Below are 20,638 nucleotides of genomic sequence, written 5' to 3'. Positions count from 1 at the left end.
GGAACGTAACATGAACTTAACAATCTGTGCACGAATCTGTAGCAATCCTGAATTTCAGTCAGGCTACGTCCAGCTTGTATGATGTTGGGTTATTCCCCCTGATACAGCTGGTGCCCGTTGTGAACAGTTCCCCCCGCCGCCCCCATGCCAGCCAGGTCCAGAAGGGACTGACGCCACATGCCCGCATCCGCAATGTCATCGCGGTCGGCTCCGGCAAGGGCGGCGTGGGCAAGTCGACCACCGCGGTCAATCTGGCCGTGGCGCTGCAGCAGCTGGGCGCACGTGTCGGCGTGCTGGACGCGGACATCTACGGCCCCAGCGTGCCCGCCATGCTGGGCTTGTCCGGGCGGCCGGAAAGTCCCGACAACAAGAGCATCGAGCCCCTGCGCGCGTTCGGCGTGGACACGATGTCGATCGGTTACCTGATCGAAGAGGACACGCCGATGATCTGGCGCGGTCCGATGGCCACCTCGGCAATGACCCAGCTGTTCAACGACACGCTGTGGGATGACCTGGATTTCCTGCTGATCGACCTGCCGCCGGGCACCGGCGACATCCAGCTGACTCTGACCCAGAAGATCCCGCTGGCCGGTGCGGTGATCGTCACCACGCCGCAGGACATCGCCACGCTGGATGCGAAGAAGGCGCTGAAGATGTTCGAGAAGGTCGAGGTGCCGGTGCTGGGCATTGTCGAGAACATGGCCGTGCACACCTGCAGCAACTGCGGGCATGTCGAGCATCTGTTCGGCGAGGGCGGTGGCGAGCGCATGGCCGCGCAGTACGGCGTGCCGCTGCTGGGATCGCTGCCGCTGCAGATCGGCATCCGCGAGCAGGGCGATAGCGGTACCCCGATCACCGTGGCGCAGCCCGATTCGGTGCCGGCGCAGGCCTACCGCCATGCCGCGCAGCGCCTGATCGAGGAAGTGGGCAAGCGCCCGCGGGCGTCGATTCCGATCCTGTCGTCGCTGCTGTAAGCACCTCGGCCGGTGCCGTCGGCGATGCCCGGCCCCCTGCTAGAATCCTCGCGCCCCTCGTATCCCCCAGGACAAAGCATGAGCATCAAGAGTGACCGTTGGATCCGCCGCATGTCCGAGCAGCACGGCATGATCGAGCCGTTCGAGGCCGGGCAGGTCAAGCAGGCCAACGGCGAGCGCATCGTCAGCTACGGCACGTCCAGCTATGGCTACGACGTGCGCTGCTCGCGCGAGTTCAAGGTGTTCACCAACATCAACTCGACCATCGTCGATCCCAAGCATTTCGACTCGGGCAGCTTCGTCGACATCACCGCCGACGAGTGCATCATTCCGCCGAACAGCTTCGCGCTGGCGCGTACCGTCGAGTACTTCCGCATCCCCCGCGACACCCTGGTGGTGTGCCTGGGCAAGAGCACCTATGCGCGCTGCGGCATCATCGTCAACGTGACGCCGCTGGAGCCGGAATGGGAAGGCCACGTCACCCTGGAATTCAGCAACACCACGCCGCTGCCGGCGCGCATCTACGCCAACGAAGGCGTTGCACAGATGCTGTTCTTCCAGGCCGCGGCCGATGACATCTGCGAGACGTCGTACCGCGATCGTGGCGGCAAGTACCAGGGCCAGACCGGTGTGACCCTGCCGCGGACCTGAAGATTGCAGGCGGTTTGTGGAGCCGAGCCATGCTCGGCTTCAAGGCGGGGCAGCCGAGCATGGCTCGGCTCTGCATGAACGAGGGCGGCGCAATGCGCCGCCTTCGTTATTTTCCGCGCCCGAACAGCATCGCGATCCCGACACCCACCAGCGCCACCGGCCACCAGGTCAGCAGCAGCTTGGACAGGTTCAGGTGCGTCCAGCCGAGGTTGCTGGCGAGCATGAACAGGCCGATCAGGATCAGCAGGATGGCGGCAACGAGGTTGAATCGCATCGGGTCGGCGAAGGCTCAGGTGTGGGCCGGATATCCTAGCCGTTCCTTCCAGTAGGCGACATGCTGGTCCAGTGCGGCCGCTTCGTAGCGGTGCGCGGGACCGCTGCCCCAGACCGGGCCCGGCCAGGCCGGATCACCGTCATGGCGGCCGATCACGTGGAAGTGCAGCTGGCGCACGATGTTGCCCAACGCGCCGATGTTGATCTTCTCCACCCCGTCGGCGCCCTTCAGGGCCTTGCAGGCGCGGTTGAGCTCGGTGCGCAGCTTGTCCTGCTGCTCGCCGTCCAGCTCGATCCACTCGGTGACCCCGGCCAGGCGCGGTACCAGTACCAGCCACGGGAATCGTTCGTCGTTCATCAGCCGCACTTGCGACAACGGTCCTTCGGCCACCAGCACGCTATCGGTGGCCAGGCGTGAATCGAGTTCGAATTCGCTCATCCAAGATGCTCCGAGAAGAAGTCCAGGGTGCGTTGCAGCGCCAGGGCGGCGCTGTCTGGATCATACGCATGTCCGACCTCCCGGTTGAAGGCGTGGTCGGCCGGATAGACGAAGGTGGCCATCTGCGGCAGCTTCTCGCGATGGGCCTGGACCGCTTCCGGCGGGATGCTGCGGTCCTGGGCGCCGAAGTGGAAGATCACCGGCGCCTTCGGCGTCTCATCGAGGAACTGGACGTTGCGCGCGCCGTAGTAGCTGACGGAGGGCAGGCCCAGGCGCACTGCGGACAGCATCGCTACCGTACCGCCCCAGCAGTAGCCGACGGTGCCGACCTTGCCGTAGGGGGCAAGCCGGGTGGCTGCCGCGCGGACCACTTCCAGCGCCTTCTCCATGCCCAGCGCGCTGACCCGTTCCAGGCCCTGCTTCACGCCGTCGGCGTCGTAGGGCAGGGCGTCCGGGTCGGCATCGGGGCCATCGACCAGGTCGAAGAACGACGGTGCCAGCACCGCATAGCCCTCGGCGGCGAAGCGCTCGGCCACGCCGCGGATGTGCGGGTTGGCGCCGAAGATTTCCTGCACCACCACCAGCCCGCCTCGCGCGGTGCCCTCGGGGAGTGCCTGCCAGGCCCGGACGGGGCCGTGGTGCGTATCCAGGGTGATCCACTCGGCCATCTTCATCTACTCTCGTTGCAGGGACAGGACTGCATTGTCGGTGCTGCGAGGGTTAGCGCGGTGTCAGCGGCTGTGCGCGATCGGGCGGCTGGCCGTTCAGAGCCCGGCCGCCAACCCCGGTATACTGGCGCCCTTTCAGGCCCCGGCCCCCAGGAACCCCTGCCATGCCGGCAGGGGCCCAGGCCCCCAGAGTCCCGCGATTCCATGTCCCAGCTGAACCCCAAAGTCGGCTTCGTCAGCCTTGGCTGCCCGAAGGCCCTTGTCGATTCCGAGCGCATCCTTACCCAGCTCCGCTCGGAGGGCTACGACATCGTCCCGTCCTACGATTCGGCCGACGTGGTGGTGGTCAACACCTGCGGCTTCATCGATTCGGCGGTGACCGAGTCGCTGGACGCGATTGGCGAGGCGATGAACCAGAACGGCAAGGTCATCGTCACCGGCTGCCTGGGCAAGCGCCCGGAGCAGATCCGCGAGGCCTACCCGAACGTGCTGGCGGTGTCCGGCCCGCAGGACTACCAGAGCGTGATGGAAGCGGTGCATGAAGCACTGCCGCCCAAGCACGATCCGTTCGTGGACCTGGTGCCGGACTACGGCATCAAGCTGACCCCGCGCCACTATGCCTACCTGAAGATTTCCGAAGGCTGCAACCACAAGTGCAGCTTCTGCATCATCCCGTCGATGCGCGGCAAGCTGGTTTCGCGCCCGGTCGACGAGGTGCTGCGTGAGGCCGAGCGCCTGGTGCGTGGTGGCGTGCGCGAGCTGCTGGTGGTGTCGCAGGACACCTCGGCCTATGGCGTGGACGTGAAGTACGCCGAGAAGATGTGGCGCAACAAGGCCTACCAGACCCGCCTGAAGGCACTGTGCGAAGGTCTGTCCGAGCTGGATGCGTGGGTTCGCATGCACTACGTCTACCCGTACCCGCACGTGGACGAGGTGGTGCCGCTGATGGCCGAGAACCGCATCCTGCCGTACCTGGACATTCCGTTCCAGCATGCCAGCCCGCGCATCCTGCGCCTGATGAAGCGTCCGGGTGCGGTCGAGAAGACCCTGGAGCGTGTGCAGAACTGGCGCCGCATCGCGCCGGACATCACCGTGCGTTCGACTTTCATCGTCGGCTTCCCGGGCGAGACCGAGGCCGAGTTCGAAGAACTGCTGTCGTTCCTGGACGAGGCACAGCTGGATCGCGTCGGTGCGTTCGCCTACTCGCCGGTCGAGGGCGCCACCGCCAATGACTTGCCCGATGCCGTGCCGGAAGAAGTGAAGCAGGAACGCCTGGCCCGTTTCATGGAGAAGCAGGCGCAGATTTCCGCCGCACGCCTGGAAGCCAAGATCGGTACCGTGCAGCAGTGCCTGGTCGATGCCATCGAAGGTGACATCGCCGTGGCCCGTTCCAAGGCCGATGCGCCGGAGATCGACGGCCTGGTGCACATCCAGAATGCCGACCAGGTGCCGCTGCGCGTGGGTGAGTTCGTCGACGTGGAAATCACCGAGAGCGATGAGCACGACCTGTACGGTGATGCGCTGCCGGCCGCTACCCGCCCGGCATTCGATCTCAAGATGCTGTGACCGCAGCGACGACCGCCGCCGGTGACGGCAGCGGTGTCCGCCGCTTCGTGCCGCCGCCGCGTGCGGCGGTCGATCCGCAGGTGTTCGCGCACCCGGTGTTTGCCGGGTTGCGCGACGTCCATGACCTGCTGGCCAGCCCCGAGTGGCCGTCCATTGCAGCGCTCGAGGCACGCCTCGCGCTGCCCGGCAAGCATCTGGTCGAGCAGGATGCCGCGCTGCTGGCCGACGGCCTGCACTACGAAGCCCGCATCGCACAGGGGCGCATCGCCACCCGCGTCGACAACTGGCATGACCTGTTCAATGCACTGGTGTGGGCCCGTTACCCGCAGCTCAAGCAGGCGCTCAATGTGCAGCAGTGCAGGCATATCGCATCCATGCCGCCGGGCCAGCGCAATCGCGCGCAGGCCGCGCTGACCCAGTTCGACGAAACCGGTGTGATCGTGCGTGTGCGCGATGAGGACGTGTTGGCCGCATGGGACGTGCATGATTGGCCGGCGTTGTTCGAGCCTGCGCGCTGGCAGAGTGGTGACATCGCTATCGCTGCGATATTCGGGCACGCGCTGATGGAGCACGCGCTGCTACCGGGGCGCCTGCTGGTCGGCAAGTGCGTGGTGGTGCACGGCGAAGTCGATGATGCCTGCGTTGACGCAGTGGCTTCGGCCATCGTCGAGGGCAGGGCAGTGACCGATCCCCTGCAGTTGCGTCCGCTGCCGCTGGCGGGAATCCCGGGCTGGCACCAGGGACAGGATGCCGCCTTCTATGCAGATGCCGCGTACTTCCGCCCGCTGCGTGCCGGCCGCCAGTACCCGCCGCCGTTGCACGGGGCTATGTAGAGTCGGCTGTCAGTCGACTGCTCTTCGTTCCGAGGCCGTGAACGCCCGACAGAAGGCTTCGGCGAGTCATCAACCGCGATGAGGAGCACGGTGCGCTTACCGTCCGGCTGCGGAGGTTTGTGCCGCGCTTCGCGCGGTGGTCGACTGACAGTCGACGCTACAGCGGTTCGTATTCCACGCTGATCACCGCGAAGGTGAACTGGCCGCCGGGCAGTTCCACCGAAAATTCATCATCCAGCCGCTTCTTCAGCAGCGCACGCGCCAGGGGGGAATCGATGCTGATCCAACCCAGCCCAGCATCGGTCTCATCCGGCCCGACAATGCGATAGCGGCTGGTCTCACCGCTGTCCACGTTCTCCAGTTCCACCCATGCGCCGAAGAACACCGCCAGCGGATCGGTCGGCGTGGTATCAACCACGCGTAGCGATTCCAACCGCTTGGTCAGGTAGCGCACACGACGGTCGATCTCGCCCAGCTGCTTCTTGCGATAGGTGTACTCGGCGTTTTCCGAACGGTCGCCTTCCGCAGCGGCCGCGGCCAGTGCCTTCACCACCTCGGGGCGGCGCACACGCCATAGGTCATCCAGCTCGGCCTTCAGCCGGGCATGGCCGGAGGCGGTGATCAGGGCGGTACTCTTTTCTGCAGGGGGACGCCAACGCGACATGTGGTGCGACTTCTTTTCAGGGGAACGATGGGGTCGGATCCTTTCCGCAGGAAAGGGATCCGACCCCAGTAGTGGCGGATCAGCGCTTGCCGCCGAAGATGCCACCCAGGATGCCACGCACGATCTGGTTGCCCAGCTTGGTGCCGACGGTGCGCGTGGTCTGCTTGGCCATGGTTTCGATCATGCCCTGGCGGCGCTTGGTGCCGAAGATCGCGTCCTTGATCGCCTGGCCGAAACCGCCTTCCTGCGCTTCGTCCTGCTCGCGGCTGCGCGCGGCCGGTGCCTGCGCCTGTTCGACGGTCTTCTGCGCACGCTGGGCCAGCAGTTCGGCGGCCGATTCGCGGTTGATCGCGGTGTCGTAGCGGCTGCCGACCGGGCTGCCGGCACGCACCTGGGCACGCTCGGCGTCGGTGATCGGCCCCATCCGGCAGCGCGGCGGCGCGATCATCGTCTGCTGCACCGGCATCGGCACACCCTTGTCCTGCAGCGTGGACACCAGCGCTTCGCCGGTACCGAGCTGGCTGAGCACCTTGGCCACGTCCAGCTTCGGGTTCGGCACGAAGGTCTCGGCAGCAGTCTTCACTGCCTTCTGGTCGCGCGGGGTGAATGCACGCAGCGCATGCTGCACGCGGTTGCCGAGCTGGCCGAGGATGTTGCCCGGCACGTCATCAGGGAACTGCGAGCAGAAGTACACGCCCACGCCCTTGGAGCGGATCAGGCGCACCACCTGCTCGATGCGCTGCACCAGCGACGGCGGTGCATCGTCGAACAGCAGGTGCGCTTCGTCGAAGATGAAGACCAGCTTCGGCTTGTCCAGGTCGCCCACCTCCGGCAGCTGCTCGAACAGCTCCGACAGCAGCCACAACAGGAAGGTGGAATACAGCTTCGGCTTGAGCACCAGCTGGTCGGCGGCAAGGATGCCGATCATGCCGCGGCCGTCGTGATTGACCCGCATGATGTCGGCCAGTTCCAGGGCCGGCTCACCGAAGAAGTTCTCGCCGCCATCCTGCGCCAGGCGCAGCACCGACCGCTGGATCGCAGCGATGGACTGCGCGCTGACCAGGCCGTACTCGGTGGAGATGTCCTTGCGCTCCTCGGCCACCAGGCCGAGCAGCGCGCGCAGGTCATCCATGTCCAGCAGCAGCAGGCCACGGTCGTCGGCCAGCTTGAACACGATGTCGAGCACGCCGGACTGGGTGTCGTTCAACTCGAGGATGCGCGCCAGCAGGGTCGGGCCCATCTCGCTGACCGTGGTGCGCACCGGGTGACCCAGCTTGCCGTACAGGTCCCAGAAAATGGTCGGGCTGGCGGCCGGTGCGTAGTCGGCCACGCCGATCTCGGCGGCGCGCTTGAGCAGGTTCTCGGCGCCGGTGCCGGGCACCGCCAGGCCGGACACATCGCCCTTCACATCGGCCAGGAACACCGGCACGCCCAGCCGCGAGAAGCCCTCGGCCAGGGTCATCAGGGTCACCGTCTTGCCGGTACCGGTGGCGCCGGCCACCAGGCCGTGGCGGTTGCCGAGTTTCGGCAGCAGGGTGACGGCCACATCGTCGGTGATGCCTTTGCCGAGCAGAATCGGATCCATGGTCCAGCCCTTGTGGTGAATAGCCCAATGTTAACCGCCGGCGGTGACGGTCCGAAGGTCGGCTTGCCCGGACCTTGGCGGCGCCGCTACTCTGCCTGCCTGTTTCGCACACAGTGCCATCAATGCCCGTTCCTGTCCTGATTTCCCGCGGTTGGCCGCTGCTGGCCCTGGCCGGCCTGGTTTCCCTGGCGCCCGACGCCCATGCGCAGCGGGTTTCGGCCCGGGACAAGGTGAAGGTGGATGCGCTGCAGCAGCGCATGACCGTCGCCGAGAAGCGTTACAGCGATGCGCTGCTGCTGGTCGCCAATGCCGACCCCAAGGGCAGCAACGAAGCCGACGCCGCGCTGGAGGACATGGAAGATGTCCTCAACGACTGCGTGAAGCAGAAGGGCTGCCAGATGGGCACCCTGCTGGCCAGCTACAAGCGCCTGCTCAAGCACGACGCCGACGCGGCCGCCAGCGATGACGTGGCCGACGAGGGCGGTGATCGCCTGGAAGCCGACCCCGACCACATCGGCCCGCTTACCGCCGACGTACCGGAGGCCGCGCGCGCTGCCGCGCTGCTGAACGACAAGCGGCACGCCTTCGACAGCATGGTCGAATACAACCCGGCGGTGCAGGCCGGCATCCGCCGCTGGCTGACCGACATGCGCCCGGCGTTGCTGACCAGCTACGAGAACTACCAGAACCTGCGTGCGGTGATGTGGCCGGAGTGGGAGAAGCGTGGACTGCCCGAAGCGCTGCTGTTCGGCATCATGGCCAAGGAATCCAACGGCCGCGTGCATGCCTCCTCGCGCGCCGGCGCGGCGGGCCTGATGCAGTTCATGCCGGCCACCGGCCGCCGCTTCGGCCTCGGCCCGGACGGCACCGGCTTCGACACCCGCTTTGACGCGCGCAGCGCCGCCGAAGCCAGCGCCAGCTACCTCAACGAACGCCTGCGCGAACTGAACAACAACGTGGAAATGTCGGTGGCCGCCTATAATGGTGGCGAAGGCCGCGCCGCGCGCGTCTTCAAGCAGAGCGCCGGGCAGAGCTTCTGGACCGACAGCGTCTACAACCAGTTCCCCGGCGAGACCAAGGACTACGTGCCGATGGTGATCGCCGCGGCCTGGATCTTCCTGCACCCGCAGCAATACGGCGTGGAGTTCCCGAAGATCAGCGCGCAACCGGCCACGCTGCGCCTGGCCAAGTCGACCACCATCTACGAACTGACCATCTGCCTGGGCAGCCACGGCACCCGCGATGGCTACATGCGCGCGCTGCGCAACCTCAACCCGCGCTATGAGGCCGATGGCTGGATCCCGGCCGGCACGCTGATCAATGCCACCACCCGCATCGCCGGCCTGTACCAGCGCAACTGCGTCAGTGGCCCGCGTGCCGACCTGGCCCGGACGCTGATCACCGCCGATCTGAACGCAGCAATCAAGCGCCCGACCGCGACCAGCTACACCGGGAGCGTGGCCGTGGGCGGCGTGGTGCCGGTGGCCGATGCGGCCGCGTCCACCAGCGTGCCGACCACGCCGGTCGCTCCGGTGGCCACGCCGCGCCCGGCGGCGCGCCCGAAGCCGGTGCGCAGCCACAAGGTGGGCCGGGGTGAAACCCTGGGCGCCATCGCGGCCAAGTTCCAGTGCGACGTGCCCACCCTGGCCCGTGCCAACGGCCTGAAGGCCCCGGCCTACAGCCTGCGCCACGGCCAGACGCTGAAGCTGCAGGGCTGCGACAAGTAATCCCCTACCCTGGAATCCGCATGGACCTCGAAGACACCCGCAACCTGTTCGCCAACCTCCGCGAAAACACCGACTGGGACATCACCGGCCCGTTGCTGTGGGGGTACTTCTTCGTGCACTCCACTGCCGAGCCGTTGCAGGCACTGGCGCAGCACCTGCAGGCGCAGGGTTACACCTTCGTGGAATTGTTCGAACAGGATCCGGAAGAGGGCGACGCGCCGTTCCACGTGCTGCATGTGGAGCGCGTCGAGATCCACGACGAAGCCTCGCTTGACCGCCGCAACCAGGAATTCGCAGCGCTGGCCGCGGAGAAGGGCGTGGAAGACTACGACGGCATGGACGTCGGTCCGGCCCCGTCCCTGCAGTAACGCGCGTACCGGTAGTGCCGGCCGCTGGCCGGCAATGCTCGACGCGTTGGATCAGCGGAGATGCCGGCCAGCGGCCGGCACTACCGAAGCCTCAGCGCAGCCTGGCCAGCGCCTGGCCCAGCTGCACCGGGCTTTCAGCGCCCAACTGCGGGGCGAAGTCAGCCACGCCTGGCGGCAGCAGCACGATCACGGTGGAGCCGTAGTTGAAGCGCGCCATCTCGGCAAAGCGCTCCAGCCTGATGCCCTGGCCGCGGTAGTCCTTGCGGGTGATGCGGTCGCCATAGTGCGGAATCTCCTCGCCGCTCCACACGGTTTCCACCCCGGACACCAGCAGCGCACCGACCATCACGCTGACCATCGGCCCGAAGTTGGTGTCGAAGTGGCAGACCAGGCGCTCGTTGCGGGCGAACAGGCGCGGTACGCCGTTCACTGCCGCCGGACCAACGCTGAACAGGCGCCCCGGCACGTGCACGGTCTCACGCAGGGTGCCGGTCCACGGCATGTGCACGCGGTGGTAATCGCGCGGCGACAGGTACACCGTGGCGTAGAGGCCATCGTTGTATGGCTTGGCGTCCTCGTCACTGCCCAGCAGTTCGGCAGCGGTGAATGACTGGCCCTTGGCCTGGAAGATGCGGCCGGCCTCGATCTTCCCCAGCTGGCTGATGCGGCCGTCGGCCGGCATCACCAGGCTGCGCGGATCGGCGTCAGCCACGCGCGCGCCCGGCTTCAGCGCACGGGTGAAGAACTGGTTGAAGGTCGCATAGCTGCGCGGGTCCGGGTTGGCCGCTTCGTCCAGGTTGACGTTGAACTTGCGGGTGACCGTGTCGATCAGCCAGCGCGATACGCGCGGATCGTCCGAGTACGCCAGCGAACGCGCCATCGAGGACAGCAGGCGGTGTGGCAGGGCGTACGTCAGGGCGGTGGTGAGGCTCATGGGGCGGTTTTCTCGGTCAGCTTCTGCAGGTCGCGGGCAATGGCCGGCGCGTTGAACGGGGGGCGTACCAGGCCGGCAAGGCGGCCCTGCGGGTCGAGCACGGCCAGGCTGGCCGAATGCTCGACGGTGTAATCCTCGGGGTTCTCGTCGAAATGCTTGCCCGGTACCTTCTGGAACACGAAGCCCAACGAGGTGGCGAAGCGCTCCAGCGAGGGAACGTCAGCGGTGGCGGCCAGGGTGTCCTTGTGGAAGCCGTGCACGTACTCGCCGAGGCGGGTGGCGCTGTCGCGGTCGGGGTCGACCGAGATGAACAACACGCGTGGGCGCAGGCTGTCGGGCAGGGCTTCCCACTGGTTCTGCGCGCCGGCCAGCTCGGCCAGGGTGGTCGGGCAGACGTCCGGGCAGAAGGTGAAGCCCAGGAATACCAGGGTCCAGTGGCCCTTCAGTTCGCCCGGGATCAGGCGGGTGCCGTCGGACTGGGCCAGGTTGAAGTCGGGCAGTTCGCGCGGCTGCGGGTACAGCGTGATCGCTTCGGTGGCCGGGGCATTGGCCGGCGGCTTCGGCGCGAACAGCTGCTGGGCGGCCAGCAGACCGAGACCCGCCGCCAGGGCGATCAGCAGGATGATGCCGGCGTTGCGATTGAACATGGGGGCTCCCGCGCGAAGTGGGCCCCATCATACCGGCTGTGGCCCGAATCGTTTCCGCCGCAACGGATGCCGCCACGGGCGCCAGCCCCTATAATCGGGGGCCACTTTGCCCGCAGTACCGCCATGACCGCTGAAACGGCCGCCGAACTCCACACGATCATCGATCTGATCCGCTACGGCACCAGCCGTTTCAACGAAGCCGGACTGACCTTCGGGCACAGCTACGACAACGCGCTGGACGAGGCCACCCAGCTGGTGCTGCACAGCCTGCACCTGCCGCATGACCTCGGCCCGGCCTATGGCCAGGCGCGCCTGCTGCAGGCCGAGAAGCTGCGCGTGCTGGAGCTGTTCCAGCGTCGCATCGACGAACGCATCCCGGCCGCCTACCTGACCGGTGAGGCCTGGTTCGCCGGCCTGAGCTTCAAGAGCGACAAGCGCGCCCTGGTGCCGCGCTCGCCGATCGCCGAACTGATCGAATGCGGCTTCGAGCCGTGGCTGGCCGGCCGCGATGTCAGCCGTGCGCTGGACCTGTGCACCGGCTCGGGCTGCATCGCCATTGCGATGGGTCACTACTATCCGAACTGGGAAGTGGACGGCGTCGACCTGAGCGACGATGCACTGTCGCTGGCCGAAGAAAACAAGGAGCGCCTGCAGGCGCACAACGTCACTCTGCTCAAGTCGGACCTGTTCAACGGCCTGACCGGCCGCCACTACGACCTGATCGTCACCAATCCGCCGTACGTCACCAACGACGAAACCGATGCCCTGCCGCAGGAATACTCCTACGAGCCGGAAATGGGCCTGCGTGCCGGCGACGACGGCCTGGACCTGGTGCTGAAGATCCTGCGTGACGCCCCGCTGCACCTGAGCGAGGACGGCCTGCTGATCTGCGAAGTGGGCGAATCCGAGCAGCACCTGATCAAGCTGCTGCCGGAAGTCGACTTCGCCTGGATCGAGTTCAAGGTCGGCCAGATGGGCATCTTCGCGGTCGAGTGCCGCGAGCTGATCGCCCACAGCGCGCGCATCACCGAACTGGCGGCGCAGCGCCCGTGAGCTCCAATTCGTTCGGCAAGCTGTTCACCGTCACCACGTTCGGTGAGTCGCACGGGCCGGCCATCGGCTGCGTGATCGATGGCTGCCCTCCGGGGCTGGCGCTGGACGCGGCCGAATTCGGCCATGACCTGCAGCGTCGCGCGACCGGCAAGAGCCGGCACACCTCGGCCCGCCGCGAGGCCGATGAGGTCGAGATCCTGTCCGGCGTGTACGAGGGCCTGACCACCGGCACGCCGATCGCGCTGCTGATCCGCAACACCGACCAGCGCAGCAAGGATTACGCGAACATCGGCCAGCAGTTCCGGCCGGGTCATGCCGACTACAGCTACTGGCACAAGTACGGCATCCGCGACCCGCGCGGTGGCGGCCGTTCCTCGGCGCGCGAGACCACCATGCGCGTGGCCGCCGGCGTGGTCGCCAAGAAGTGGCTGGCCGAACGCTTCGGCGTGACCGTGCGCGGCTACCTGTCGCAGCTGGGCGACATCACCCCGGCTGGTTTCGACTGGTCGGCGGTGGAAGACAATCCGTTCTTCTGGCCGCATGCCGCACAGGTGCCCGAGCTGGAGGCGTACATGGATGCGCTGCGCAAGTCCGGTGATTCGGTCGGCGCGCGCGTGGACGTGGTCGCCGACAACGTGCCGCCGGGCTGGGGCGAGCCGATCTACGGCAAGCTCGATGGCGAACTGGCCGCCGCGCTGATGAGCATCAACGCGGTGAAGGGCGTTGAGATCGGCGACGGTTTCGCCAGCGCCGCACAGAAGGGCACCGAACACCGTGACCTGCTGACCCCGCAGGGCTTCGCCAGCAATCACGCCGGCGGCATCCTCGGTGGCATCTCCACCGGCCAGCCGGTGGTCGCCTCGATCGCCCTGAAGCCGACCTCCAGCCTGCGCCTGCCGGGCCCGTCGCTGGACACCGCCGGCAACGTGGTCGAGGTGGTCACCACCGGTCGCCACGATCCCTGCGTCGGCATCCGCGCCACCCCGATCGCCGAGGCGATGGTGGCGATGGTGCTGATGGACCAGGCGCTGCGCCATCGCGCGCAGTGCGGCGATGTCGGCACGATCACCCCGCGCATTCCCGGGCAGATCGATGGCTGACACGCGGCCGACCGTGTGGGTGAGCCAGCCGCTGATCGACGCGGCCATCGCGCCGCTGCGCGATCGCGTGCAGCTGCGCAGCACCGATGCGGTCACCGCCTGGTCGCCCGAGCAGGTCGCCGAACAGCTGGACGGCGTCGACGGCGCGATCATCACCCTCAACGAGCGCATCGGTGCGGCCCAGGTGGCCGACGCCGCGCAGCTGCAGGTGATCGCCAATGTCGGCGTCGGCTACAACAACCTGGATGTCGATGCGCTCAGCGCAGCCGGCATCCTCGCCAGCAACACGCCGGACGTCCTGACCGAAACCACCGCCGATCTCGGTTTCGCCCTGTTGATGGCGACCGCGCGCCGGATCACCGAATCCGAGCGCTGGCTGCGCGAAGGCCAGTGGCAGCAATGGTCGTTCCAGACCATGCTTGGCGCAGACATCCATGGCAGCACGCTGGGCATCCTCGGCATGGGCCGCATCGGCCAGGGCATCGCCCGCCGCGGCGCGCATGGTTTCGGCATGAAGGTGCTGTACCACAACCGTTCGCGCCTTCCGGCCGAGACCGAGGCTGCGCTCGGCGCGACCTACGTCGACCTGGACACGCTGCTGGCGCAGTCCGACCACCTGGTCACCGTGCTGCCCTACACGCCGGCCTCGCATCACATCATCGATGCGGCTGCGCTGGCGAAGATGAGGCCCTCAGCCACCCTGGTGAACATCGCCCGCGGCGGCATCGTCGACGAACTGGCGTTGGCCGACGCGCTTGCCCGAGGCCGTCTGGCCGCTGCCGGCCTGGATGTCTACGAGGGTGAGCCGGCGGTGCGCCCCGAACTGCTGGCGCTGCGCAATGTCGTGCTCACGCCGCACATCGGCAGCGCCTCGCTGGCCACGCGCACGGCGATGGTACAGCTGGCCGTGGATAATCTGGTTGCCGGGCTCGGCCTGGACGGCGGCCCGTCGCGCATGCCGAGCGCGATCAACGCTGATGCGGCGATGGCCGCGCGCGTGACGCTGGGCAAAAAAACCGGGAAACGATAGGGAACCTCCGCGCGCCCCGCTTGAGGAGGTTCCCCGAACCCAGCTGTCGTGCGTGTTTCTTCCCCATTCCCGTTTTCGTGAGAGTTCCCCCATGAGCAATGCACAGCGCAGTTTCCACGTCGCCGTCGTCGGTGCCACCGGTGCGGTCGGCGAGACCATGTTGTCGATCCTGGCCGAGCGTGGTTTCCCGGTCGGTACCCTGAGCGTCCTGGCTTCCGAGCGTTCGGCCGGCGGCGAGATCGAATTCAACGGCCAGAAGGTCACGGTCCAGGACCTGGCCACCTTCGATCCGAGCGGCGTCGAGATCGCGCTGTTCTCGGCCGGTGGCAGTGTGTCCAAGGAATACGCACCGAAGTTCGCCGCTGCCGGTGCGGTGGTGATCGACAACTCTTCGGCCTTCCGTTACGACGATGACGTGCCGCTGGTGGTGTCCGAGGTCAATCCGGAACAGGTGGCCAACCGTCCGCGCGGCATCATCGCCAACCCGAACTGCTCGACCATGCAGATGCTGGTGGCGCTGGCGCCACTGCACCGCAAGTACGGCATCGAGCGTATCAACGTCTCCACCTACCAGTCGGTGTCCGGCGGCGGCCGTTCGGCTACCGAGGAACTGGGCAAGCAGACCGGCCAGCTGCTGAGCTTCCAGGAAATCGATCCGCAGCGCTTCCCGGTGCAGATCGCCTTCAACCTGATCCCGCACATCGACGACTTCCAGGACAATGGCTTCACCAAGGAAGAAATGAAGCTGATCTGGGAAACCCGCAAGATCCTCGGCGACGACAGCATCCTGGTGAACCCGACTGCGGTGCGCGTGCCGGTGTTCTACGGCCACTCCGAGTCGGTGGCGATCGAGACCCGCGACAAGGTCACCGTCGCCGAAGCGCGCGCGCTGCTGGAGCAGTCGCCGGGCATCGAAGTGGTGGATCGTCACGAAGCCGGTGGTTACCCAACCCCGGTCACCCACGCCTCGGGCACGGACGCGGTGTACGTCGGCCGCATCCGCGAGGACCTCTCGCACCCGCGCGGCCTGAACCTGTGGATCGTGTCGGACAACGTGCGCAAGGGCGCGGCGTTGAATGCCGTGCAGCTGGCCGAGCTGGTCGCCGCCGAGCAGCGCTGATCACAGCGGTTGCCTCACCGGTAGTGCCGGCCGCTGGCCGGCATTGCCGTGATCCATGTGCCGGAGTGCATGCCGGCCAGCGGCCGGCACTACCTCAAGGGTCTTTCCGGTGGGTGCGGACCCCGGTCCGCACGCTTTATAGTGTCGCCCATGAATAAACGGGCCAGGGGCGCAAAGCGCCCGCTCCTCTATCTTTCCACCGCGCTGCTGGCCCTGGCCAGCAGTTCGGCACTCGCATTGGGCCTGGGAGACATCCGTGTCCTGTCCAAGCCGGGGCAGCCATTGCTGGCCGAAATCCCGGTGGTGTCGGCGGACCCGTCCGAACTGGAAAACCTGCGCGTGGCGCTGGCCTCGCCGGTCACCTTCGAACGCGTCGGCCTGCAACGGCCGACCGGGCTGGTCAGCGAGCTGCAGTTCGAGCTGACCCGCAATGCGCAGGGCAGGGCGGTGGTGCGCGTCACCTCGCAGGCCCCGGTGGAGACGCCATCGCTGAGCTTCCTGATCGAAGCTGACTGGGGCCAGGGCCGCCTGGTGCGCGAGTACTCCGCGCTGGTCGACGCGCCGTCCAGCGCGCTGGCCGTGGCCGAGCCGGAGATCGTCGCGCCGGCAGGCACGCTCTCCAATACCATCGTGCGCGAACCTGCACCGGCTTCGGCAACGGTGCCAGCGGCAGAGGAGCCCACTACGCCGCCACCTGCGGTGGCGCCTGCACCGGCACGCCCGCGTGCGGCCTCCGCGCCGGTCGCTGCACCGGCGGCCGATGGCAGCGTCACCGTACAGCGCGGTCAGACCCTGTCGCAGATCGCCAGCGCGGTGGCGCGTGGCAACCAGGTCAGCCGCGACCGCGCGATGATCGCCCTGCTGCGCGCCAATCCCGAAGCCTTCATCCGTGGCAACGTCAATCTGCTCAAGCAGGGCGCGGTGCTGCGCGTGCCGGGCAGCGATGCGCTTGCCGCTGTCGATGCCGCCGAGGCCACCGCGCTGGTGCGCGAGCACGCTGCGCAATGGCGGCAGGCGCGTACCGTGCCGCAACCGGCGGGTGCGGTCGCGCCGGCCGCCAAGGCGGCAACCGCGAACGCTTCTTCCCCGGCTGCCGCCAACGGGGCACGACTTGAGATCGCTCCGGCGCTGGCGTCCGACGCCGCGCATGCGGGCACAACCACCGGCACCGCTGCCGGCAGCGAGGGTGACATGCTGGGCAATGAACAACTGCGCCAGGCGCGTGAGGACATCGCCACCCGCGATGCCGAGATCGGTGAACTGAAGCAGCGCGTGGCCGATCTGGAGAAGCTGAAGGAACAGCAGCAGTCGCTGATCGCGATGAAGGACAACGACCTGGCCGCCGCGCAGCAGCGCCTGGCACAGGCGCCGGGTTCCCGTGATGCGGCAACGCCGTGGTACTGGCTGGGGCTGCCGGTGCTGCTGTTGGCGGCGGGCGCGGCCTGGCTGCTGCGTCGTCGCAAGCCGTCGCCGCTGCCGCCGCTGCGTGAGGAAGACGATGCCGCCGGCCTGGCCGCAGCGGTGCCGGCAGGTGCGGCGCTGGATACGCTGGCCGAGCAGTCCTCGTGGTCGTCGGCTGTTGCCGACAATGGCCGCCAGGAACCGGCGATGCCTGCCTGGGCGACCGAAACCGAAGTGCACGACGTGGTGGTCGCCGAACCCGTTGCCGAGCACGCGGTGCGGGCCGAATGGCAGGCCGAGACACTGCGCGACGAGGACGCGGTGGCATTGCCCGAAGCGGTGACCGATCTGCCGCGCTGGGACGATTCCGCAACCACCGGCGACGAGGTTGTCGTCGCCGAGCCGCTGCAGGACGAACGCGTTGTACCGCAGGCGCCGGCCGAAGTGGCGGTGCCGGACTACGCACTGCATGCCGAACAGCAGCCGCAGTTCCGCGGAGTGTTCGATCTGCCGGCTGACGCGCATGAGAACGAGGCTCCGGCGGATACCGTACGTCCGGAAGCCATCGACAGCATCGACCATGGCAGCGTCGAGGCCTCTCATTCCGACGATATCGCGCCGAGCGCGGCCGCGCCCGCCGGCGACGCGGGCTGGTCGCCGCGTGCCGGCCAGGAGCGCCTGGAACTGGCCATTGCCTACCTCGATCTGGGCGACGCGCAGACTGCGCGCACCCTGTTGCTGGAAGTCGCCGAAGGCGGTGACCTGCACAGCCAGGCCCAGGCCCGCGAACTGCTGGCCCGCCTGCCGTGACCGAACCTGCCGACAAGGACCCTGCCATGAGCCGCGAGCGTCGCATCGACTACGTTGAATTCGCTTCCAGCGACCCGGCCGCAAGCCGCGCCTTCTTCGAGAAGGTGTTCGGCTGGTCGTTCGTCGATTACGGCAGCGACTACACGGCGTTCGACGATGGCCGCCTGCAGGGCGGCTTCTTCCGCGGCCAGCCGCAGCGGGCCAGCGACAGCGGCGCACCGCTGCTGGTGCTGTATGCCGACGCACTGGCACCGGTCGAGGCCGCCGTGCGCGACGCCGGCGGCGAGATCGTGCGCCCGGTGTTTTCCTTCCCCGGTGGCAGCCGCTTCCAGTTCGTCGAGCCCGGTGGCAACGAACTGGCGGTCTGGTCCGAACGCGATCCGGCCTGAGCGCCGTCCCATACGCAATATCGAGGTAGCACATGCGTTACGCGCTTGGCGTCGAATACGACGGCAGCGATTTCAGGGGCTGGCAGAACCTGGGCGAGGGCGGTCCCAGCGTGCAGGCCAGCCTTGAGCAGGCCCTGTCGTCGGTTGCCGATTCGCCGCTGCAGGTGGTCTGCGCCGGCCGCACCGATGCCGGCGTGCATGGCCAGTGCCAGGTCGTCCATTTCGATACCGACGTGGTGCGCGACCCGCGCGCCTGGATGCTGGGCACCACCACCCGCCTGCCGCGCTCGATCGCGGTGCGCTGGTGCGTGCCGGTGGCCGACGATTTCCACGCCCGCTTCTCGGCACGCGCGCGCCGCTACCGCTACCGCCTGCTCAACCGCGAGGTGCGGCCGGCGCTGGACCGGCAGACCCTCAGCTGGGAGCGCCGGGCGCTGGACGAGACGCTGATGCACGCCGCCGGCCAGGCCCTGATCGGCGAAAATGACTTCAGCGCGTTCCGCTCCGTGCAGTGCCAGGCGCTGCATGCGCGGCGTGAGCTGCAATCACTGCAGGTCAGCCGCCAGGGCGAAGTGATTGAAGTGGCCGTGCAGGGCAATGCATTCCTTCATCACATGGTCCGCAATATCGTCGGATCGTTGATCCTGGTGGGCAGCGGTGAAAAGCCGGTGGAATGGATCGCCGAACTGCTGGCCGGGCGCGATCGCACCGTAGCCGGTCCCACCGCACCGCCGCAGGGCCTGGTGTTCCTTGGGCCCCTGTACCCCGACAACTGGCATCTGCCCGCCGAGGTCACGCTATGAGCCGCTCCTACTACCGCACGCGCATCAAGTTCTGTGGCATGACCCGTGCCGGCGATGTCCGCCTGGCCGGTGAGCTGGGCGTGGACGCAGTGGGTTTCATCTTTGCCCGCGAGAGCAGCCGCCGGGTTGCGCCTGCCGAAGCACGCGCGATGCGCCAGGCGATCGCGCCGATGGTCGATGTGGTGGCCCTGTTCCGCAACAACAGCAAGGAAGAGGTGCGCGAGGTGCTGCGCACGGTGCGGCCAACCCTGCTGCAGTTCCATGGCGAGGAAGACGAGAGCTTCTGCCGCAGCTTCAACATGCCCTACCTGAAGGCGATCGCCATGGGGGGGCGGGAAGAGGTCAATGCGCGCACGTTGCAGCTGCGTTACCCGAGCGCGGCGGGGTTCCTGTTCGACAGCCACGCTCCCGGCGGCGGCGGCGGTACCGGCGTGGCCTTCGACTGGGGCCGTATCCCGACCGGCCTGCACCGGCCGTTCCTGCTGGCCGGTGGTCTGAACCCGGAAAACGTCTACGACGCTGTGCTGGCCACGCTTCCCTGGGGCGTGGACGTGTCCAGCGGCATCGAACTGGAGCCGGGCATCAAGGACGGCTACAGGATGCGCACCTTCGTCGAGGAAGTGCGCCGCGCGGACTGCACGGTCCTGGAGTGATCCGCGCCCCCTGAGGGCGCACCCGGAACGTCATCGCCGACGGTGCATTCCGCCGGGTCTGTGTTCTTGCCTGTCGCGTGCCGTGCCATGAAGGCGGACGTCTACTGAATGCGGTGAGCATCCCACTTTCGGGTAATTCAGGATCCAGCGCCAGGAAGTCGACACTCCCGAGCATCTGATCGGACACAATGGGCCCGGCCTGACCTGGCTGGGTGCGATGCGGTGTGCGTGTCGCTGGCCGCACCCCTGAGATACGCCTTGGCTTTCGAACGAGGACGCAATGGATATGCGCCATCTCTCTTCCCACCGTATCCACCTGGCCCGCCTGACGATCATGCCCGGCCTGCTGCTTGCATTGGGCGCGTGTGCGGGCGGTGACTCGTCCGCCCCGACTGCATCGGCACCGGCCGCTGCCACACCGGCAGGCGCACCCGCCACAGCACCGGCTGCCGACGGCCTGGCGGCGCTGATCCAGGCCAGTGGCGTGAAATGCAGCAACGCCAGTACGGGCAGCGGCTGCACGGCCGGCGATGTGGACAGCGGTGATTTCTACGATGTCGAACTGTCGCCGGACTGTGGTGACCAGGGCTTCTTCGCGGGCGTAGCCGACGCCAAGGGTGTGGAGACGTTGAATGCGATGCCATCTGCCGGCAGCAAGGCCAGCGTGACCGCAAAGCTGTCGAAGGGGCAGCTGGTCTGCGTGCAGGGCATCGGGCGTACCGGACAGAATCCGCTGTTCTATTACGTCGTGGCGGTTCCCGCAGCAACGGTCGGCAAGTGCAAGGGCAACACGTTGTGTGACACCTATGGCGACAGGCCGATCACTGGCCTGGCGAACACGGGGGGCGAGGCCTGCCATGTGGCGGCGCCGGGACATTACGCCGGGAACTGCGCGCAGGGCTGGGTCAGTGCGGACGTGCTCGACGTGTTTTCCAACGGAATGTAATTAC

General features: G+C 67.4%; 22 protein-coding genes. 15 read left to right on the top strand and 7 right to left on the bottom strand.

From position 1 onward, the window contains the following. The first annotated feature begins 119 nt into the window (after positions 1–119). Together apbC and dcd are read left to right on the top strand one after the other, a co-directional pair. The gene (apbC, locus tag AC5P6S_RS00615; protein ID WP_005414099.1) at positions 120–974 is read left to right on the top strand and encodes an iron-sulfur cluster carrier protein ApbC; all 855 of its coding nucleotides are present in this window, start codon (positions 120–122) and stop codon (positions 972–974) included. Between the two features lie 78 nt (positions 975–1,052). Next, positions 1,053–1,625 (top strand): dCTP deaminase, encoded by a 573-nt coding sequence (gene dcd / locus AC5P6S_RS00610; protein ID WP_005410499.1) that lies wholly within the window; start codon positions 1,053–1,055, stop codon positions 1,623–1,625. Between the two features lie 106 nt (positions 1,626–1,731). Here the strand turns inward: dcd and AC5P6S_RS00605 are convergent, their stop codons facing one another. Genes AC5P6S_RS00605 through AC5P6S_RS00595 form a run of 3 tightly spaced genes read right to left on the bottom strand, consistent with a single transcriptional unit; the run spans position 1,732 to position 3,005 of the window. Beyond that, positions 1,732–1,899, bottom strand: coding sequence for a LiaI-LiaF-like domain-containing protein (locus AC5P6S_RS00605; protein ID WP_005410498.1), 168 nt, complete (start codon positions 1,897–1,899; stop codon positions 1,732–1,734). A gap of 15 nt (positions 1,900–1,914) precedes the next feature. Next, complete coding sequence (locus AC5P6S_RS00600) at positions 1,915–2,337, bottom strand: HIT domain-containing protein (RefSeq protein ID WP_005410497.1); 423 nt, start codon at positions 2,335–2,337, stop codon at positions 1,915–1,917. Further along, positions 2,334–3,005, bottom strand: a complete 672-nt coding sequence (locus AC5P6S_RS00595; protein WP_012480901.1) for a dienelactone hydrolase family protein — start codon at positions 3,003–3,005, stop codon at positions 2,334–2,336. Before AC5P6S_RS00595 ends, AC5P6S_RS00600 begins: the two co-directional genes overlap by 4 nt. Positions 3,006–3,209: 204 nt before the next feature. On the opposite strand from AC5P6S_RS00595, the gene rimO reads away from it, so the two are divergent. Beyond that, positions 3,210–4,571, top strand: a complete 1,362-nt coding sequence (gene rimO / locus AC5P6S_RS00590) for a 30S ribosomal protein S12 methylthiotransferase RimO (RefSeq protein ID WP_012480900.1) — start codon at positions 3,210–3,212, stop codon at positions 4,569–4,571. Next, positions 4,568–5,404: a DUF3025 domain-containing protein gene (locus AC5P6S_RS00585; RefSeq protein WP_012480899.1), complete on the top strand. Its 837-nt coding sequence runs from the start codon at positions 4,568–4,570 to the stop codon at positions 5,402–5,404. Before rimO ends, AC5P6S_RS00585 begins: the two co-directional genes overlap by 4 nt. Before the next feature lie 157 nt (positions 5,405–5,561). Here AC5P6S_RS00585 and greB read toward each other — a convergent pair whose 3' ends face one another. After that, positions 5,562–6,068 (bottom strand): transcription elongation factor GreB, encoded by a 507-nt coding sequence (gene greB, locus AC5P6S_RS00580; RefSeq protein WP_012480898.1) that lies wholly within the window; start codon positions 6,066–6,068, stop codon positions 5,562–5,564. Between the two features lie 79 nt (positions 6,069–6,147). Continuing rightward, the gene (locus AC5P6S_RS00575; RefSeq protein WP_012480897.1) at positions 6,148–7,653 is read right to left on the bottom strand and encodes a helicase HerA-like domain-containing protein; all 1,506 of its coding nucleotides are present in this window, start codon (positions 7,651–7,653) and stop codon (positions 6,148–6,150) included. Positions 7,654–7,775: 122 nt separating this feature from the next. Here AC5P6S_RS00575 and AC5P6S_RS00570 point away from each other — a divergent pair, with 122 nt between their 5' ends. Continuing rightward, positions 7,776–9,380 carry a transglycosylase SLT domain-containing protein gene (locus tag AC5P6S_RS00570; protein ID WP_044570661.1) on the top strand — a complete coding sequence of 535 codons (1,605 nt, stop codon included), beginning with the start codon at positions 7,776–7,778 and terminating at the stop codon, positions 9,378–9,380. A 20-nt stretch (positions 9,381–9,400) separates the two neighbouring features. Beyond that, positions 9,401–9,748: a ribonuclease E inhibitor RraB gene (locus AC5P6S_RS00565; protein ID WP_005410490.1), complete on the top strand. Its 348-nt coding sequence runs from the start codon at positions 9,401–9,403 to the stop codon at positions 9,746–9,748. 91 nt (positions 9,749–9,839) lie between these two features. On the opposite strand, the gene asd is transcribed toward AC5P6S_RS00565, so the two are convergent. Further along, entirely contained in the window at positions 9,840–10,682 is an 843-nt protein-coding gene (gene asd / locus AC5P6S_RS00560; protein WP_049397025.1) for an archaetidylserine decarboxylase, read from the bottom strand. Further along, complete coding sequence (locus AC5P6S_RS00555) at positions 10,679–11,329, bottom strand: SCO family protein (RefSeq protein WP_005410488.1); 651 nt, start codon at positions 11,327–11,329, stop codon at positions 10,679–10,681. The genes asd and AC5P6S_RS00555 overlap by 4 nt, the downstream gene beginning before the upstream one ends. 123 nt (positions 11,330–11,452) lie before the next feature. Between AC5P6S_RS00555 and prmB the strand changes: the two genes are divergently transcribed. From prmB to AC5P6S_RS00510, 9 genes are all read left to right on the top strand, one after another. After that, entirely contained in the window at positions 11,453–12,382 is a 930-nt protein-coding gene (gene prmB / locus AC5P6S_RS00550; RefSeq protein WP_005410487.1) for a 50S ribosomal protein L3 N(5)-glutamine methyltransferase, read from the top strand. After that, the gene (aroC, locus tag AC5P6S_RS00545; RefSeq protein WP_049397023.1) at positions 12,379–13,482 is read left to right on the top strand and encodes a chorismate synthase; all 1,104 of its coding nucleotides are present in this window, start codon (positions 12,379–12,381) and stop codon (positions 13,480–13,482) included. Before prmB ends, aroC begins: the two co-directional genes overlap by 4 nt. Then, on the top strand, positions 13,475–14,512 hold the full coding sequence (locus AC5P6S_RS00540) for a 2-hydroxyacid dehydrogenase (RefSeq protein ID WP_043034819.1): 1,038 nt from the start codon (positions 13,475–13,477) through the stop codon (positions 14,510–14,512). The genes aroC and AC5P6S_RS00540 overlap by 8 nt, the downstream gene beginning before the upstream one ends. Positions 14,513–14,603: 91 nt before the next feature. Beyond that, entirely contained in the window at positions 14,604–15,632 is a 1,029-nt protein-coding gene (locus AC5P6S_RS00535; RefSeq protein ID WP_049397021.1) for an aspartate-semialdehyde dehydrogenase, read from the top strand. Positions 15,633–15,782: 150 nt separating this feature from the next. Then, entirely contained in the window at positions 15,783–17,843 is a 2,061-nt protein-coding gene (locus tag AC5P6S_RS00530; protein WP_495204426.1) for a FimV/HubP family polar landmark protein, read from the top strand. Between the two features lie 26 nt (positions 17,844–17,869). Further along, positions 17,870–18,232 carry a VOC family protein gene (locus AC5P6S_RS00525; RefSeq protein WP_005410482.1) on the top strand — a complete coding sequence of 121 codons (363 nt, stop codon included), beginning with the start codon at positions 17,870–17,872 and terminating at the stop codon, positions 18,230–18,232. A gap of 32 nt (positions 18,233–18,264) precedes the next feature. Then, positions 18,265–19,035: a tRNA pseudouridine(38-40) synthase TruA gene (truA, locus tag AC5P6S_RS00520; protein ID WP_005410481.1), complete on the top strand. Its 771-nt coding sequence runs from the start codon at positions 18,265–18,267 to the stop codon at positions 19,033–19,035. After that, positions 19,032–19,688, top strand: a complete 657-nt coding sequence (locus AC5P6S_RS00515; protein WP_005410480.1) for a phosphoribosylanthranilate isomerase — start codon at positions 19,032–19,034, stop codon at positions 19,686–19,688. Before truA ends, AC5P6S_RS00515 begins: the two co-directional genes overlap by 4 nt. A gap of 280 nt (positions 19,689–19,968) precedes the next feature. Then, on the top strand, positions 19,969–20,634 hold the full coding sequence (locus AC5P6S_RS00510; RefSeq protein WP_012480890.1) for a hypothetical protein: 666 nt from the start codon (positions 19,969–19,971) through the stop codon (positions 20,632–20,634). The last annotated feature ends 4 nt before the right edge of the window (positions 20,635–20,638 follow it).

The sequence above is a fragment of the Stenotrophomonas sp. YJH_SMC_119 genome, assembly GCF_059368315.1.
This window is presented reverse-complemented; position numbering and strand designations above follow the sequence as displayed.

Bases quoted from the DNA above. Each gene is read 5' to 3' on its own strand.
- dcd (WP_005410499.1), top strand. From the start codon at position 1,053: ATGAGCATCAAGAGTGACCGTTGGATCCGCCGCATGTCCGAGCAGCAC.
- AC5P6S_RS00605 (WP_005410498.1), bottom strand. From the start codon at position 1,899: ATGCGATTCAACCTCGTTGCCGCCATCCTGCTGATCCTGATCGGCCTG.
- AC5P6S_RS00600 (WP_005410497.1), bottom strand. From the start codon at position 2,337: ATGAGCGAATTCGAACTCGATTCACGCCTGGCCACCGATAGCGTGCTG.
- AC5P6S_RS00595 (WP_012480901.1), bottom strand. From the start codon at position 3,005: ATGGCCGAGTGGATCACCCTGGATACGCACCACGGCCCCGTCCGGGCC.
- rimO (WP_012480900.1), top strand. From the start codon at position 3,210: ATGTCCCAGCTGAACCCCAAAGTCGGCTTCGTCAGCCTTGGCTGCCCG.
- greB (WP_012480898.1), bottom strand. From the start codon at position 6,068: ATGTCGCGTTGGCGTCCCCCTGCAGAAAAGAGTACCGCCCTGATCACC.
- AC5P6S_RS00575 (WP_012480897.1), bottom strand. From the start codon at position 7,653: ATGGATCCGATTCTGCTCGGCAAAGGCATCACCGACGATGTGGCCGTC.
- AC5P6S_RS00570 (WP_044570661.1), top strand. From the start codon at position 7,776: ATGCCCGTTCCTGTCCTGATTTCCCGCGGTTGGCCGCTGCTGGCCCTG.
- AC5P6S_RS00565 (WP_005410490.1), top strand. From the start codon at position 9,401: ATGGACCTCGAAGACACCCGCAACCTGTTCGCCAACCTCCGCGAAAAC.
- asd (WP_049397025.1), bottom strand. From the start codon at position 10,682: ATGAGCCTCACCACCGCCCTGACGTACGCCCTGCCACACCGCCTGCTG.
- AC5P6S_RS00555 (WP_005410488.1), bottom strand. From the start codon at position 11,329: ATGTTCAATCGCAACGCCGGCATCATCCTGCTGATCGCCCTGGCGGCG.
- prmB (WP_005410487.1), top strand. From the start codon at position 11,453: ATGACCGCTGAAACGGCCGCCGAACTCCACACGATCATCGATCTGATC.
- AC5P6S_RS00540 (WP_043034819.1), top strand. From the start codon at position 13,475: ATGGCTGACACGCGGCCGACCGTGTGGGTGAGCCAGCCGCTGATCGAC.
- AC5P6S_RS00535 (WP_049397021.1), top strand. From the start codon at position 14,604: ATGAGCAATGCACAGCGCAGTTTCCACGTCGCCGTCGTCGGTGCCACC.
- AC5P6S_RS00530 (WP_495204426.1), top strand. From the start codon at position 15,783: ATGAATAAACGGGCCAGGGGCGCAAAGCGCCCGCTCCTCTATCTTTCC.
- AC5P6S_RS00525 (WP_005410482.1), top strand. From the start codon at position 17,870: ATGAGCCGCGAGCGTCGCATCGACTACGTTGAATTCGCTTCCAGCGAC.
- truA (WP_005410481.1), top strand. From the start codon at position 18,265: ATGCGTTACGCGCTTGGCGTCGAATACGACGGCAGCGATTTCAGGGGC.
- AC5P6S_RS00515 (WP_005410480.1), top strand. From the start codon at position 19,032: ATGAGCCGCTCCTACTACCGCACGCGCATCAAGTTCTGTGGCATGACC.
- AC5P6S_RS00510 (WP_012480890.1), top strand. From the start codon at position 19,969: ATGGATATGCGCCATCTCTCTTCCCACCGTATCCACCTGGCCCGCCTG.